The 15736-nt window shown below is 40.1% G+C and carries 10 protein-coding genes; 5 read left to right on the top strand and 5 right to left on the bottom strand.

Annotation, left to right across the window (positions count from 1 at the left end; genetic code table 11):
• Positions 1-7: 7 nt before the first annotated feature.
• The 3 genes from FLEMA_RS70975 to FLEMA_RS70965 form a co-directional block, all read right to left on the bottom strand.
• Positions 8-1546 (bottom strand): GH3 auxin-responsive promoter family protein, encoded by a 1539-nt coding sequence (locus tag FLEMA_RS70975; RefSeq protein WP_044172256.1) that lies wholly within the window; start codon positions 1544-1546, stop codon positions 8-10.
• A 305-nt stretch (positions 1547-1851) separates the two neighbouring features.
• Complete coding sequence (locus FLEMA_RS70970; protein WP_044172253.1) at positions 1852-3675, bottom strand: glycosyltransferase; 1824 nt, start codon at positions 3673-3675, stop codon at positions 1852-1854.
• A gap of 278 nt (positions 3676-3953) precedes the next feature.
• On the bottom strand, positions 3954-4838 hold the full coding sequence (locus FLEMA_RS70965; protein WP_044172250.1) for an AraC family transcriptional regulator: 885 nt from the start codon (positions 4836-4838) through the stop codon (positions 3954-3956).
• A 268-nt stretch (positions 4839-5106) separates the two neighbouring features.
• Here FLEMA_RS70965 and FLEMA_RS0132470 point away from each other — a divergent pair, with 268 nt between their 5' ends.
• The 3 genes from FLEMA_RS0132470 to FLEMA_RS0132450 all read left to right on the top strand — a co-directional run bounded on the left by FLEMA_RS0132470 (position 5107) and on the right by FLEMA_RS0132450 (position 11000).
• Positions 5107-5934, top strand: a complete 828-nt coding sequence (locus FLEMA_RS0132470) for a sugar phosphate isomerase/epimerase family protein (RefSeq protein WP_229359469.1) — start codon at positions 5107-5109, stop codon at positions 5932-5934.
• Positions 5935-5976: 42 nt separating this feature from the next.
• Positions 5977-7092: a Gfo/Idh/MocA family oxidoreductase gene (locus tag FLEMA_RS0132460; RefSeq protein ID WP_026996419.1), complete on the top strand. Its 1116-nt coding sequence runs from the start codon at positions 5977-5979 to the stop codon at positions 7090-7092.
• A gap of 233 nt (positions 7093-7325) precedes the next feature.
• The gene (locus FLEMA_RS0132450; RefSeq protein WP_026997868.1) at positions 7326-11000 is read left to right on the top strand and encodes a PVC-type heme-binding CxxCH protein; all 3675 of its coding nucleotides are present in this window, start codon (positions 7326-7328) and stop codon (positions 10998-11000) included.
• Between the two features lie 274 nt (positions 11001-11274).
• On the opposite strand, the gene FLEMA_RS70960 is transcribed toward FLEMA_RS0132450, so the two are convergent.
• The gene (locus FLEMA_RS70960) at positions 11275-12234 is read right to left on the bottom strand and encodes a glycosylasparaginase (RefSeq protein ID WP_044172247.1); all 960 of its coding nucleotides are present in this window, start codon (positions 12232-12234) and stop codon (positions 11275-11277) included.
• Between the two features lie 212 nt (positions 12235-12446).
• Entirely contained in the window at positions 12447-13187 is a 741-nt protein-coding gene (locus FLEMA_RS70955) for a copper homeostasis protein CutC (RefSeq protein ID WP_044172244.1), read from the bottom strand.
• Between the two features lie 604 nt (positions 13188-13791).
• On the opposite strand from FLEMA_RS70955, the gene FLEMA_RS0132380 reads away from it, so the two are divergent.
• A complete protein-coding gene (locus FLEMA_RS0132380; protein ID WP_026997867.1) occupies positions 13792-14013 on the top strand; it encodes a DUF2795 domain-containing protein in 222 nt (73 codons plus the stop codon).
• An 88-nt stretch (positions 14014-14101) separates the two neighbouring features.
• Positions 14102-15562 (top strand): leucyl aminopeptidase family protein, encoded by a 1461-nt coding sequence (locus FLEMA_RS0132370; protein WP_026997866.1) that lies wholly within the window; start codon positions 14102-14104, stop codon positions 15560-15562.
• Positions 15563-15736: the final 174 nt, after the last annotated feature.

Raw genomic sequence — 15736 nt, 5'->3', positions numbered from 1 at the left:
CGATTGCTTAAATCGAAAAAATATGTTTTTGTGGGGTCATCGACAAAACACTATCAAGGTATTCTCTCGAATTGCTTAGTCTTGGTACTTTGTGTTGGCCTCCCAATTTTCCTTTGCTCCGCATCCAAGCATAAAAGGTTTCACGAGGTACAATATTGATTTTTGGGGGTGTTAGTACCATATCTTTATAACGTTTGGCATCGTAGTCTGAATTGATAGCCCGCAAGGTTTCGTCGAGTACTTGATTAAAAGTAGCTTGGTTGTCGGGTTCTCTATCAAACTCAATAATCCATTCATGACAGCCACTTTGGCCATCGTCCATATACACAGGCCCAGCGGTGTAATCATTGATAATTGCCCCTGTAGCTTCGCAGGCTTTGGTAATTGCCGAATCGGCATTCTCGACAATAACTTCTTCGCCAAAGGCATTGATAAACTGTTTGGTTCGTCCCGAAATCTTAAAACGATAAGGATTTTTGGTAGTGAATTTAATGGTATCACCAATTTTGTAACGCCATAGCCCTGCGTTGGTCGAAATCACAATAGCGTAGTTTTTGCCTAATTCTACTTCGCCCAAAGTAACAGCCTTGGGCTGCTCGTTGTCGAGGTCTTCTATGGCAATAAACTCATAGAAAATACCATAGTCGAGCATCAGCATCATTTCGTCGTGGCGGCTAATGTCGTCTTGTACTCCAAAAAAACCCTCCGACGCATTATAAATTTCAAGGTAATTGACGCTACTAGAAGGAAATACCTTGTTGTGGAACATTTCTCGATAGGGCTGAAAAGCGACAGCTCCATGAATAAAAAACTCAAAGTTAGGCCAAACCTCAAGAATATTGCTTTTTCCTGTAATTTCTAAGATTTTATCAATCAGAACCAAAGTCCATGTAGGTACCCCCAAAATACTGGTTACGTTTTCTTGTGAAGTAACCTCGGCCATTTTCTGGATTTTTTCTTCCCAAATATCCATCAATGCCACATCCAAAGAGGGCGTGCGGATAAGCTGTGCCCAAACGGGCAAATTCTTCATAACAACCGCCGAAACATCGCCCATGAGGCTTCGAGAGTTCAATTGATTAGACGATAAGCTACCTCCAATAGATAACCCTTTTCCACTAAAAACCTCGGTGTCGGGTTTGTTTTCTACTAGCAAAGTCATCATGTCTTTGCCTCCCATAAAGTGACAATCCTCTAGTGATTCTTTCGATACTGGAATAAACTTACTACGAGCGTTGGTAGTACCAGAAGATTTGGAGAAAAACTGAATGTTTGAATGCCAAAGGATATTCTGTTCTCCCTTCATGATACGGTCAATGTAGGGAAATAAGTCTTCGTAAGCTGAAATAGGAACTCTTTGCTGAAAATCACGAATAGAAGCAATACTCCGATAGTCATATTTCTTCCCCCACTCAGTTCCTTTGGCTGACTGTATCAATTGCCAAAAAACAACTTCTTGGGTATCCATTGGACGATTCATAAACGCCTGAATACGGGGAAGCCGCCTTTTCATTAGCCAAACAAGTGTTTCATTGAGAAGATCCATTCTTCAATATTTAATGGTGTTTGTTGTTAGCAAACTTAACAGAATAAATTGACTGTGTCAATATTACTTGATAATGAATGCCAGCTATTAGATTGAAATTGATTAAGTACCCACACAAATTTTGAACACTTCAAGCTTTGTGTGGGTATTTTTTATCTTAGAAATATCAAGAGAAGCGTATAGGTACGAAGTTAATAGTTTGTATGTCAGTATTTTGTCAATAATAACAATGCAAGTATTTTGAGGAAATTGCAGGTTGTAAATCTATTGAAAAATAAATGACTTACTTCGTTATTCCTCTTTTCTTATTTACGTCTTTTCAAGGCCAAATCATGAGCCGTGTCATAATAAGTTCTTAGATTAGACCAGTCGAAGGTATCCGAAATACTTTCAACACGGTTTCTTTGGGTGATTCGTTCTCTGAGACCTTGTTTGACAAATTTCAATAACATTTCCGAAAGCTGTTCGGCTGCTTTATAAAAATCCTGGGTTTTACGGTTGACAACCATAACGCCCCAATGTTCATAATCACGCATGATTTGCATCATATAATCGCCAAAGCCCGAAAGGTCGGATGTAATAGTAGGCACACCACGAGCAATACATTCGAGAGGTGTATAGCCCCAAGGTTCGTAATAACTAGGAAATACGCCAAGGTTACAGCCTCGTACAAACTGCCCGTAGTCAAGTCCAAACAATGGATTTGACGAAACCACAAAGTCGGGATGATAAACAATTTTTACTTTGTCGTCGGGGTTGTTCATCAAATTGGCCTTCTGTACAAAGTCGGTAATACCATCATTTTGTTTAAGCAAGTGCGTTACTACTTTAGGGCGTTTATTGTTTTTCCAAGTTTGGATTGTTCTTCTCAAACGCAAACGCCAGTATTCATCCACAAAGCTATTGAGGTCGGGCATTTTCAAATCGCTCGACGATGCCGAAGCTCTAAAGAGCTGGTCGCCCACTTGTTTTTCAATGGCATTACAAGTTTCCCGAATTTCGTCCATTACAGCACGAGAGTGCAACACTTCGGGGTCTATAGAATGATAAGGCTGTTTGGTAATAAAAAACATAACCACCGTTTTATCAATTTTGGCCTGTTTCATTTTCCAGTTCAAACGAGCCAGAGCTTCTAAGGTCAAATCGTAGCCTTTGTTGCTATATTCATAACGCCCAGAGGTAAAGAAATACAAAGTTTTTTCGAGGTTGAAAGGTTGGCTTTGGAAAAAATGCCCCATCACAAACTCATTGATTCGGTCTTTGTATTTGGTATGCAAATTCTGGTGTTCGTGCATCGCCGAAAAGCGAGTAATATTGAGGCCATTGGGCAAAATCAGGTCGGGTACTTTACCCAACAAGAATTCGCATTCACGAGCCGTTACATCGCTTACGGTGGTCATTGAATGGGCATTTTGAGCCGCAAGCCGTTCAATACTCGCCTGAGCCTCTATTCCATAATGTTTGGCTTCTTTGAGCCAGTCGAATGTGCTAAGTTTTTCGTAAAAATTAGGCACATTACCAGCCAAATAGCGTCCAAGCATTGTAGCATGAGTCGTAAATACGGTAGCAACTTTTACTTGGTCTTTTCTTAGGTCTGGAACTGCCGAAGCGGCCATCCATTCGTGGAAGTGGGCAATAATATCAGTTTTGTTTTGTTGTTCTTTTGCCAGTTCAGTCAGAAAAACTCTCACCATTTCGCCAAAGGCAATAACATGGCCAACAAGTTCTTCAGCATTCAGGGTTGATACCTGATGACGCTCCCAAAGCCCAGCTTTGAGGGCATTTACATTTTCATAGATAGACCAGAAATCAAATAAAACAATACGAGGTTTGCCAGTAACGAGCCAGTATCCATAATGAACACCATAGCCCATAGAACGCATTTTCTGAATGGTTTTGCCTAACACAGAATCATCCAAATCATGAATAGGCTCAAACTCGGCAGAAGCAGTCTGTGGGAAATAGGGGCCTAATAAAAAGTAATCATCGCCCCATTTTTCTACCATTGAAGGTACTTTGGTGCGTATTACTGTGTAAATTCCCCCTACTTGGTTGCAAGTTTCCCAAGCAATTTCTATTAATATTTTTTGTTTTTGGGTAGCAGATTGTAAAGGATTTTGTATTTCCATCGGCTCTTAGTTATAAGGTTTGGCTGCTTGTACCAAGCTAATTGATTGCTAATATAGGATGATATTCAGTTAATAAGAAACTTACTGCGAAATTTCTGTTTTTGCGAAAAATAGCCCATTTAGGGGTTTTCTCAATAAAATCTAATAACGCCCAAATTTGTACAAAGTCCTTCAAATCAACTAAATACAATACCAATTGTAGATTGCTTGGGCTTTAACAACTTGTCTGTCAAATCATTGGCATAATTTACCATTTTATTTAAAGTTGTCAACCTTTATTATTTACTATTTTGGCTAAATGGCTTTGTATAAGCAGATTTATATTGACGTGGGGTTTGTCCAATTATTTCTTTGAATTGTTTATTAAAATTTGATAGCGTATTAAAGCCACTTTCGTAGCAAATCTGAGTAATATTGTATTGGTCGCTCATGAGTAGCTTGCAGGCATAGCCAATGCGTAGCTCGCTAACAAAATCTGAAAAGGTTTTATTGGTTCGTGTTTTGAAATATCGACAAAATGCCGCCGGGGCCATTCCTGCTAAGGAGGCTACTTCTTCGAGGCTCAACGAACTGCGATAATTGGCCAAAACGTATTCATGAACTTTACGCATTCGCTCGGTTTCTGAAAGCTTGTAGGGATTTGAATACCCAATGCTTGTAATGGTATGGTATTCGTTCGATACCGATAAAGTATGGAGTATCTCTAGCAATGCCAGGATACCCTCAAACCCCTGAAGTTCGATGAGCCGCTGCATCATTGTTATTAGTTGCTGACGAGTATTCCCAAAAATTTCTAGGCCACTTCTCGAATTATACAAAAGTTTTTTCAGCTTAGCCATCTCGTGTTTCTCAAAAAAATCTTTCCCCAAAAACTCTTCCGTAAAATAAATCACAATACCGTGTGTACCTTGGCTGTTTTCGCTAAAATATAAATCGTCGTTTCGCCAAAGGTGTGGTACATCAGGGCCCAAAAAAACCATGTCGCCTGCTTCAAAATGAGCAATGTTGTCGCCAATAAATCGTGTACCAGAGCCTTCCAAAACAATAAAAAGCTGGTAATGTGGATGAAAGTGCCAGTTGGGGTCAAAGTACGGTGCTTTTAGCTCAAGAATCGTATATGAGTGATTGGGCGACCCGATACTCTTATTTAAGGGTGCTCGCATAACTTATAGCTTATTTTTACTTATAATATTTTACTATTTGACAAATATGGTCAAAATACAGTTATAACTGGTCAAATTAAAAGAAATTTTTGTGAAAAAACAAAGATTAATTTGTACTTAAAATAAGTGGTCTGTTGTGAGCCTGTCTTCCGACAAACTAATTACCAAGTTGATTCAGGAAAAATGGAGTGGAGAAGGAGAAGATTTTGGCTGAAAAAACAAAAAACCTAGGGGTCTTGTACCATCAAACAATTTTAAAACAAAGTAAATGAGAAAATTGGGAATGAATCTCCTGCTCTGGGGGAATGCCATTGATGAAAATCTTTTTCCTGTGTTGGAGCAAATCAAAGAATTGGGATATGATGGGGTAGAAGTACCCATTTTTGACACTAATCCCGACTATTGGAAGGTATGGCGCAATAAGCTCGACGAATTAGGATTGGCTCGTATTGCTGTAACGATATGCGGTTCAGACTTTCATCAGATTAGTGCCGACCCCGCTATGCGAAAAGCTACTCTCGAACGTAACAAACAGGCAATAGACTGTGCCGAAGTATTAGGAGCTAAGTTGCTCAATGGGCCATATCACTCGGCATTGGGCGTTTTTTCGGGTAAGCCCGCCACAGCAGAGGAATGGAATTGGGCGGTCGACAACCTTCGGGAATTGGCCGAATATGCTCAGTTGAAAGATATAGTATTGGGTTTAGAATACCTCAATCGTTTTGAAAGCTATTTGGTGTCTTGTGCCGACGAGCTTTTTCGCTTGGTCGAAGATATTAATCATCCAGCTTGTAAAATTATGTTTGATACGTTTCATGCTAACATCGAGGAGAAAAACTTGGGCGATGCCATCAGGCTTTTGAGCAAGCATTTGGTACATGTACAAGTTTCGGAAAATGACAGAAGTACAGTAGGCAAAGGCAATGTTAATTGGCCTCAGATATTTGAAGCCCTCAACCAAGTGCAGTACCAAGGTTGGTTGTCGGTGGAGGCTTTTAGCCCAAAATTAGCTGTAGCCAATATCTGGAGGCCGATGTTTGATAGTGAAACCCAGCTTATGACAGATAGCTTGGCTTTTTTGAAAGATAAAGCCTAAACCTCGATACAATTTTTATATTACTTATCCCTAGACATAAACATGACCCAGAAATTAAATGTTGCCATTGTTGGCTTAGGTTTTGGAGCTGAATTTATTCCAATTTACCAACGCCACCCCAACACCAATATGTACGCTATTTGTCAGCGTACACCCGAAAAGCTCAATGCCATTGGTGATGCTTTTGGGGTAGAAAAACGTTATACCGATTTTGATGAATTGCTGAAAGACGAGCAAGTAGATATTGTGCATATCAACTCACCGATTCATAACCATGCCGAACAAAGCCTAAAAGCCTTGAATGCAGGCAAACATGTGGCTTGTACAGTACCAATGGCTACATCGGTAGAAGAATGCAAGGCTATTGTGGAGGCTACTCGTCGTACAGGCAAAAAGTATATGATGATGGAAACGGTGGTATATAGCCGTGAGTTTTTGTTTGTGAAAGAACTATACGAAAAAGGAGAGTTAGGAAAAGTTCAATTTTTGAAAGCAAGTCATCAACAAGATATGGACGGATGGCCAGGGTATTGGCCAGGTTTGCCACCGATGCACTATGCTACGCACTGTGTGGGGCCAGTGGCGGGTTTATTACAGCTACAAGCCGAATATGTATCGTGCTTTGGGTCGGGAACAATTCGTGAAGAGTTACACCAATATTATAATTCACCATTTGCTATTGAGTCGGCTCATATCAAGTTTAAGGGTTCTGATTTGAGTGCCTTGGTATATCGTTCGTTATTTGATGTGGCTCGTCAGTACCGTGAAAGTTTTGAGGTATATGGCTCAAAAAAATCTTTTGAATGGTCGTTGATAGAAGGCGAAGAGCATGTAATTCATACCGCTAAAAAGCCCGAACACGAAATCCCAGAAAAAGTAGAAGTACCCGATTATGCTCATTATTTGCCCGAAGAAATCCAACGATTTACGACACAAGGGGTGTATGATATAGACGAAAACCAACATTTGTCGTTTGTGCAGGGGTCGGGTCATGGTGGCTCGCATCCACATTTGGTACATGAGTTTGTCGATGCTATCATCAAAAACCGTGAACCTTTCCCAAATGCCGAACAGTCTGCCAACTGGACTTGTGTGGGTATATTGGCTCATGAATCGGCCCTCAAAGGTGGCGAAATCATGTATTTGCCAGATTTTTAACAATCTGAGTTAGTCGTGTACGAAAGGTTGAAAATTTTAGAGGTTGAACAGTCGTTCGGGGATTTATTAGCCTTATTCCATTTTGGGCGATATTTCAAAATCCAAACTTTCGTACACTTCTCATAAAAGAATGCCTGTATTTGGGCTGATTGTCAGCGACAACTCGCCCAGATAAATATTTCTATTGAATAAAATTCCCGTTTTATCTCCATTTTCTTTTAAAAAAATATTCCATGAAAAATTTAATTTTGGTTGTCATGCTATTGTTTTCATGGACGACCGTTTCCTCTCAAAATTCAAGACGTTTAGAAATTCTGTTTCTAGGTGATAATGGACACCATAAACCCATTGAAAGAATTCCTTCGGTGATGTCGGCACTTGGTACAAAAGGTGTCAACTTTACCTATACCGACAAGCTAGAAGACCTCAATACCAATTACCTCAATAAATTTGATGCCCTGATGATTTATGCCAATTGGGACGAAATCACCCCAGAAGCCGAAAAAGCATTGTTGCAGTATGTGGCTTCGGGCAAGGGTATTTTACCTATTCACTGTGCTTCTTTTTGTTTTAGAAACTCGCCAGAATATGTGAAAATGGTAGGAGGGCAGTTTTGGCGACACCGCATGGACACTATTCAGGTGGCTATTACTCAGCCTAATCACCCAGCCGTAAAAGGAATAAAAGGTATTAAGGCTTTCGACGAAACGTATTTGCACTCGCAATTACAGCCCGACAATAATGTGTTGATGACTCGTGAAATCAAAAGCGACCAAGCAAAAGATAAGCCGAATACTGCTACCGAGCCTTATACTTGGACTCGTAGCTATGGAAAAGGGCGTGTTTTTTATACAGCTTATGGACACGACGAACGTACTTGGGACAACCCAGATTTCTTAGAGTTGTTGTACAAAGGTATTCTGTGGGCTGTAGATGACAATGCCCGAAAAGCACATGAAGCGTTGCAGTTTCAGGCTTTTACTTACAACGAAGCTCAGTTGCCTAACTACGAAAAACGCCCCGACCCACAGTTGCGTCAAGCACCACTTTCGCCAGAAGAATCAAAAAAGCATATTCAAGTACCCGTTGATTTCAACTTCGAAATATTTGCTCATGAACCTAACGTAATGCACCCTATTGCAATGACTTGGGATGAGCGTGGTCGTTTGTTTGTGCTGGTAACTAAAGATTATCCCAATGAACGAAAAGAAACAGGAGGTAGCGACTATATTTTGCTTTGCGAAGACACCAACAACGACGGCAAGGCTGATAAATTTACCAAATATGCCGATGGTCTGAGTATTCCGACAGGTATGGTATTTGCCAATGGTGGCCTAATTGTTTCGCAAGCTCCTCACATGCTGTTTTTGAAGGATACCGACGGCGATGATAAGGTAGACGAAAAGAAAATCCTTTTCTCGGGTTTTGGCACATTCGACACACACGCAGGGCCTTCAAACTTGCACTATGGTTTTGATAACTGGATTTGGGGTTGTGTGGGATATGCTGGCTTTAAAGGCAAATTTCCTGGAGCTGATTCGGTAAAATTTGCACAAGGCTTTTTCCGTTTCAAGCCCGATGGTTCAGCTTTTGAGCACATGACATCGACATCTAATAATACTTGGGGTTTTGCCTTCAACGAAACGGGTGATGTATTTGGTTCAACAGCCAATAATGCACACGGCTGGTATATGGCTATTCCACACCGTAATTTCTTGTCAGCACCAGCTATCGACAATGGTGGCAAAGCTACCGATACTCATAAAGATATGAAGCCTATTACGCCCAAAATTCGTCAGGTAGATGTTTTTGGCGGGTTTACTGCTGCTGCTGGGCATAATTTTTATACAGCAAGGGCTTTTCCCAAAAAATACTGGAACAAAATAGCCTTTGTATGTGAGCCTACAGGCCACGTAGTTCACCAAAACAATATGGTCAAAAAAGGGACAGATTATGTAGATGCAGAGGCTTTTAATTTATTGGCTGGTGCCGACGAATGGGTGTCGCCTGTATTTGCAGAAGTAGGCCCCGACGGAGCCGTTTGGATTGCCGATTGGTATAGCTATATTATTCAACATAATCCAACTCCCAAAGGCTTTTCTAATGGTGCAGGAAATGCTTACGAAACTCCTCTGAGAGACTATACTCATGGGCGTATTTATCGAGTAAGCTGGAAAGATGCTCCTAACTATCAGGCTATAGCTTTGTCCAGAAATAATCCTCAAGAACTAATCAAAGCCCTAAGTAGTACCAATATGTTTTGGCGTTTGCAAGCACAGCGTTTGTTGGTAGAACGTGGACAAAAAGACGTTGTGCCACAGCTTGTGGCTTTGTTAAAAGACCAATCTTTAGACGAAACTGGCATTAATCCAACGGTTATTCATGCTATCAGAACGCTCGAAGGGTTGGGGGCTTTGACCGACCCACAGGTACTCAGTGCTGTTACGGCTTGCTTAAAGCACCCTTGTCATGGTGTCCGCAAAACAGTAGTACAAGTATTACCAAGAACGCAAGCATCTGTAACGGCTTTACTCAATAATAAAGCCCTCGACGACCAAGAACCTTTGGTAGTGATGAATACAGTATTGGCCTTGTCAGAGATGCCATTGACTAACGAGTCGAAAAGTGCGATTCTGGCTAAATTAGAAACTAGCTCAGATGTAAACGACCGCTGGTTACCCGATGCCTTTGCTAGTGCTTTAACAAGCCACAACCGAGTGTTGCTGAAAGAAGAATTGAACCGTTTAGGTAAAAAACAAAAGCAAGCAACACACGACCACAGCGAAATGGCACACCACGACCACAGTGCAATGGTAGCGGCGGCTACTACAGTAACAAAGAATACTTCTACCAATAGCCAGACAGCCGATTTAGTAGTGACTAATGTACGTACAAACCCAGCTTCGCCTTCGGTTAGAGAGCCGATTCAGGTATCATTTGATATAAAAAATCAAGGAGGAAAAGCCATTGCTAAAGGAACAGTTGTACCAGTAACTATCCGTTTGGAAGGTCAGGGTCGTCTTATCAACTGGATAAGCAAAAACTTTGATGCGGGTATTGCCCCTAACGAAACAGTTACTATCGACAAATACAATAATGGCCCTTGGGTAGGAGGTATGAACTTTGTGTCGGATGTAGCGGGCGATTATAAGATTACTGTAGAAATAGATAAAGAGAATGTCCTAAAAGACGAAACCAAAAATAACAATACTTTTACTTATAAGCTTACTTATCAAGCTCCTCTTAGCTTGGCTAGTTATGCAGTAGAAAGAGCCGTAAGAAGTTATGCTTATAACGCCCCATTAGATTCGGTAATCGCTATTCTCAAGCTAATACCAAATATGGATGCAACCGATAGCAGAGCATTGATAAAGGGGCTGTCGGAAGGCTGGAACTACAAACGTAGCGTAGCACTTAGCGAAAACGATAAGCAATTTTTGGTAAGTCTAAGCAAAAATTATAGTACCGACGACCGACTGAAGAAGTTGTTGCAAGGTTGGGCTATCAAAACCGAGGAGGCCGCCCCAAATACTCAAAGAATAGTGATTAAGGCCGTTAGAGAAGCCATGCAATACGACAAAAAAACATTTACCGTAAAAGCTGGACAGCCTGTTGAGATTGTGTTTGAGAACCCCGATGCTATGCAGCACAACTTGGTAATAGGCAAACCCAAAACCGTAGAGATTATTGGTAAAGCAGCCGACAAAATGATTACAGCAAAAGATGGAGCAGAGAAAAACTATGTGCCATCTATTCCTCAGATATTAGCCGCTACGCCACTCGTGAATCCTGACGAAAGCTATAAACTTAAATTTACAGCTCCAGCACAAGTAGGTGACTACCCTTATATTTGTACCTTCCCAGGCCACTGGCGTATTATGGCTGGGGTAATGAAAGTTGTGAAATAATAATTAATTTTTTTGGATAGTAATAGAAACGTCACAATGCTTCATTGTGGCGTTTATTTTTTGAATAATGTTTATAAGATCAAAGTATCCAGTAGGTTGTCAAAACAGAAAGCTAAATATATCTGGATGATAAGGGTAGCGATTTTTTATAAATACCTTAAAAATAGGCAGGGGTAACTCTTGCGGCTGCCATTAGAGTATGGCTAATTACAAAAGTTACCCCTACCTATTTACTAGTACAGAAACCCAAACGAATTTTATACTATTACTTATCTTATTTCATATAATAATCTGATTCATAAACCTTAGTAATACCAGCTTTTGTGAGGGTATAATTAAAACCCTTCTGGATAGCATAAGCACCATATTCGCCCTTTTTGTTCATTGCCAAATATCCAATCTGAAACTCTTTATAATTGTATCTTTTTACAATACGCATAATAGCTTCTTCACATGCTTGTTGTGGTGTACGACCATTTCTCATTAATTCTACAATAAGGAAAGAGCCAAGGGTTTTTAAAACAAATTCGCCTAAGCCAGTAGCACAAGCTCCGCCCACTTCATCATCGCAAAATACTGCAGCACCAATTACTGGCGAATCGCCAACACGACCGTGCATTTTAAAGGCCAATCCACTTGTTGTACAAGCTCCAGAGATTTCGCCTTTTGTTCCTAATGCCAACAAGCCAATTGTATCGTGGCGTTCAATATTGATTTTAGGCTCGTATTTTGATTCTTTTTTCCATTCAATCCAAGCCTTTTTGGCTGTTTCAGTCAAAAGGTTTTCTTTTTTAAAACCTTGCGAAAGGGCAAATTGCAGAGCTCCCTCGCCCGAAAGCATTACGTGAGGGGTTTTTTCCATTACGGCTCTTGCTACCGAAATCGGGTGCATAATATGCTGAAGAAAGGTTACAGAACCTGCATTGCCTTTTTCGTCCATGATACAGGCATCGAGGGTTACATTACCATCACGGTCTGGAAACCCACCATAGCCTACCGAAGTATCGTTAGGGTCGGCTTCTGGGATTCGTGCTCCAGCCTCTACGGCATCTAATGCACGACCTGTTTTTTGAAGTGAAGCCCAAGCTGCTTGGTTGGCTTTTTCATTTTTCCAAGTCGAAATAACGACAGGGAATTCAGCAGCAGTATTATTCGATGCAACAGATTGATTACTAGCTAATGCCGAAATACCAGCCAAAGCCGAAGTTTGTTGTATAAAGGTACGACGTTTCATAAAATGGTAGTTTTTATAGACTAATTGAATATCTGTGAAAATATACTAATTATTAAATTGGGTTGTTAATAGCAATACTTAGTGCTGAGTTTTGAGACTAAAAAATAATTCTCCAGAGTATTCAGCTTTTCTGTTAAGGTAAGAAAATAGCATACTATATTTCCTTGGGCGTTAGCCCCGACAGTATCATTTTCAAAATCAAGCCAGTTCTATTACACAGCCTCGTGTAGCAAGTTTACCATAGCTTTGATTTTCTGAACGTCGGAATACATAATTTCGTATTCAGGCACTTCAGAAAGGCCACCCATAGCAATACCCTCTTTCCTGAATTCCATGACAGAATCACGTGTTGATTTCCCTGTAAAATGTAGGGCATCGGGTTGTAATGAAGCCAGTTGTAAGGCATTTCGGGTATTTACGCCACTACCAATCATGATTTGGATACGGCCTGCGGCTTGTTGTGTTAGTTTTTTTAGGTTTTTGATACCTTCAATAGCTAAATTTGCCTGTCCCGAGGTTAGTACTCGGTGGCAGCCTGCTTCAATAATATCTTCGAGTGCCTGAAAGTAATCGGGAGTCATATCTATAGCTCGGTGGAAGGTAACTGTCATGGGATGAGCTAATTGTACCAAATGAGCTGTTTGTTGAATATTGACTTGCCCATTTTTTTGAAGAATACCCAAAACAATTCCATTGGCTTCTAGTTGTTTTGCCATAAGAATATCCTGTTCCATTACAAGAATTTCGTGGTCTGAATAACAAAAATCGCCACCTCTTGGCCTAATCATCACATGAACTTCTATCGAAAGATTTTTTTTTACAAGTTGGATGAGTCCTGCTGAAGGGGTTGTTCCGCCTTCGTATGGCGAAGCACATAGCTCTACACGGTTGGCTCCTCCTTGTTCTGCTGCCAAGCAAGACTCAAAGGAGTAAGCACAAACTTCTACTTTCATAAGAGTGTTGATAAATATATTTATAAGTAAAATTGAGTGAATTTTAGCGTAAAGGTACTTTCAAACCTTATACCTCTACCAACAAAAGTCATAGAGGCGTATTTTAATAAATAACAGAGTAACAGCCAAAACATCAACAATATTTTGGGTTTACAATCGTTGTCCCCCAATATTACAATGAATTGCTTTGGGTCTGTATATCACAAAATAGAAAAAAATGGCCAAATCATCAAATTTAATTACTTTTTTCAGATAGACCAGTCGCAAATCAAGAAAAAAACAAGGAAGCGAGTGTCCTCATCTGGAGGCCTTCACTATCAACCTGTTATCAGTAATAACTTACTCTTTGAAGATTATACTCTGTTGGATTTGAAAAAAAGAGTTTAAAAAATGTACTTTTTTATAGAAAAATTAGTTAATTACGCATGAGAAATTTAAAACATAATTGTTTTGTAATTTCAAAAAACTTGTACTTTTGCAATCCTATTGGGTGGGGTACAGTATTTTTTTAGAAAAAGCATTATATAAAGCCATAATGTATTTATTTTCAATACTTTGTGCTATTACCTTAATCTTAAACAGTAACCAAATTTAGAGAAAGAATATGTATTGGACACTCGAACTTGCATCATATTTAGAAGATGCCCCATGGCCTGCAACAAAAGATGAATTAATTGACTATGCTATCCGTACAGGTTCGCCTTTGGAAGTGGTCGAAAACTTACAAGAATTAGAAGATGACGGTCAGCCTTATGAAAGTATCGAAGAAATTTGGCCAGATTATCCGACTAAAGACGATTTCTTCTTTAATGAAGATGAATATTGATTGACATTCATGGAAGGATTTAATAGTCCATCCAAACCCTAAATGCCACCTATCAGGTGGCATTTTTTGTTCATAACACAATACTTTTATGCAAATACAGCTTTTCTCCGAAATATCGCAAACCAATAAGGTGGCTATTTATTTGCTTTGGCAAAACGAAAACCTTGCCCAGCAATTGACAACCATTGCTTCACAAAACCAAGTAGAGGTTGAATTACTTCAAAATGATTTCAAAGCCGACTGGAAAGAAATCCTATCTTTTTATACTCCTAATGCTACCAAAATCATCTTGTTAGGTTTGGGGAAAAATAGCGATTCTGGACAAGTGATTCGTGCCGTAAGAACATTGTTTGCACAACAAAAAAGCAAATTCCCCAACGAAGTAACCGTTGTGGCAAATCACTTGCCAACCCAACAAATCGAATGGATAGTCAATGGTATTGTTTTGGGGGGCTATGACATTAAGCTTTATAAAACCGATGAAAAGAGTGTGCCTGCAATATATGGCGAGGACGCTCTGGTAAAGCTATTGGTTGAGCCAGCACAACTTGATGTTGTACAGCATTTTGTTCAAAAAGGACAAGCAACTGCCGAAACGCAAATTCAGATATTTGACTTGATGAATGCTCCTGCCAACAAAAAAACACCACAAGTATTGGTAGATTGGGCTATTGAATCGGCAAAAAAATATGGATATGATACCAAAATTTTGTACCAAAAAGACTTACAAGAACAAGGCTTAGAGGCTTTGTTGGCTGTAGGGCAAGGAAGTGAGCATGATTCGGCCCTGATTATTGTAGAATACAGAGGTCAGAATGCAGGAAAAACGGTTGGTTTGGTAGGCAAAGGAGTTACTTTCGATACAGGAGGGATTTCTATCAAATCGTCGAGCAATATGCACTTGATGAAATCTGATATGGGAGGGGCAGCAGCTGTATTGGGTACGGTAGAATTAGCGGCCAAACTTCAATTGCCTGTTCACCTTGTTGGGATTGTACCTACCTGTGAAAATGCTGTAGATGCTAAGTCATTTAAACCTAGCGATGTTATTGGCTCGTATTTGGGGAAAACCATCGAAATTATCGACACCGATGCCGAAGGTAGGGTTATATTGGCCGATGGGTTGGGTTATATGGTGAAAAACTATACTCCCGATGTTCTGATAGATTTGGCAACTCTAACAGGGAGTTGTATTGCTACGTTGGGGTATCATGCTGCAGGGTTGTTTACCAATAACGATACATTGGCTCTTCAATTGGTGCAGGCGGGCGATACTACTGGCGAGCGTTTATGGCGTTTACCTTTGTGGGATGTCTACAATGAAGACCTCAGCTCGGATATTGCTGATTTACGCAATTATTCAGGAAAACCTTTGGCTGGGGCTATTACGGCTGCTAAATTCTTGGAAGCATTTACCGAAAAACACCCCAAATGGGCTCACCTCGATATTGCAGGTACTGCCTATGGCGATGCTGATTTTGCTTCGCAACGTGCAGGTACAGCGTATGGAATACGTTTGTTAATTAACTTTTTAAGTACATTATCATAGTACTCATTGGGCGAATTAGCGAGCCTGTAAAGGTACTCTAATTTGCTCAATTACTGATTGATATAAAGGCTGTTTCAACTTTTGTAAAAGAAGTTAGTGTATGTTCAAGTAAAATTGTTTTACCTGAAAAATCTTGATACCAAGTAGTATTTTAGCGATTGCAGACTCATACAA

It is taken from the genome of Flectobacillus major DSM 103, from assembly GCF_000427405.1.
In the GTDB taxonomy this organism is placed as follows: Bacteria; Bacteroidota; Bacteroidia; order Cytophagales; family Spirosomataceae; genus Flectobacillus; species Flectobacillus major.
The sequence above is the reverse complement of the archived record's forward strand: the minus strand, read 5'-3'. Positions and strand labels throughout refer to the sequence as shown.

Excerpts from the sequence above, each read along its gene's own strand:
- FLEMA_RS70970 (WP_044172253.1), bottom strand. The coding sequence starts at position 3,675 with ATGGAAATACAAAATCCTTTACAATCTGCTACCCAAAAACAAAAAATA.
- FLEMA_RS0132460 (WP_026996419.1), top strand. The coding sequence starts at position 5,977 with ATGACCCAGAAATTAAATGTTGCCATTGTTGGCTTAGGTTTTGGAGCT.
- FLEMA_RS0132380 (WP_026997867.1), top strand. The coding sequence starts at position 13,792 with ATGTATTGGACACTCGAACTTGCATCATATTTAGAAGATGCCCCATGG.
- FLEMA_RS0132470 (WP_229359469.1), top strand. The coding sequence starts at position 5,107 with ATGAGAAAATTGGGAATGAATCTCCTGCTCTGGGGGAATGCCATTGAT.
- FLEMA_RS0132450 (WP_026997868.1), top strand. The coding sequence starts at position 7,326 with ATGAAAAATTTAATTTTGGTTGTCATGCTATTGTTTTCATGGACGACC.
- FLEMA_RS70975 (WP_044172256.1), bottom strand. The coding sequence starts at position 1,546 with ATGGATCTTCTCAATGAAACACTTGTTTGGCTAATGAAAAGGCGGCTT.
- FLEMA_RS70955 (WP_044172244.1), bottom strand. The coding sequence starts at position 13,187 with ATGAAAGTAGAAGTTTGTGCTTACTCCTTTGAGTCTTGCTTGGCAGCA.
- FLEMA_RS70960 (WP_044172247.1), bottom strand. The coding sequence starts at position 12,234 with ATGAAACGTCGTACCTTTATACAACAAACTTCGGCTTTGGCTGGTATT.
- FLEMA_RS0132370 (WP_026997866.1), top strand. The coding sequence starts at position 14,102 with ATGCAAATACAGCTTTTCTCCGAAATATCGCAAACCAATAAGGTGGCT.
- FLEMA_RS70965 (WP_044172250.1), bottom strand. The coding sequence starts at position 4,838 with ATGCGAGCACCCTTAAATAAGAGTATCGGGTCGCCCAATCACTCATAT.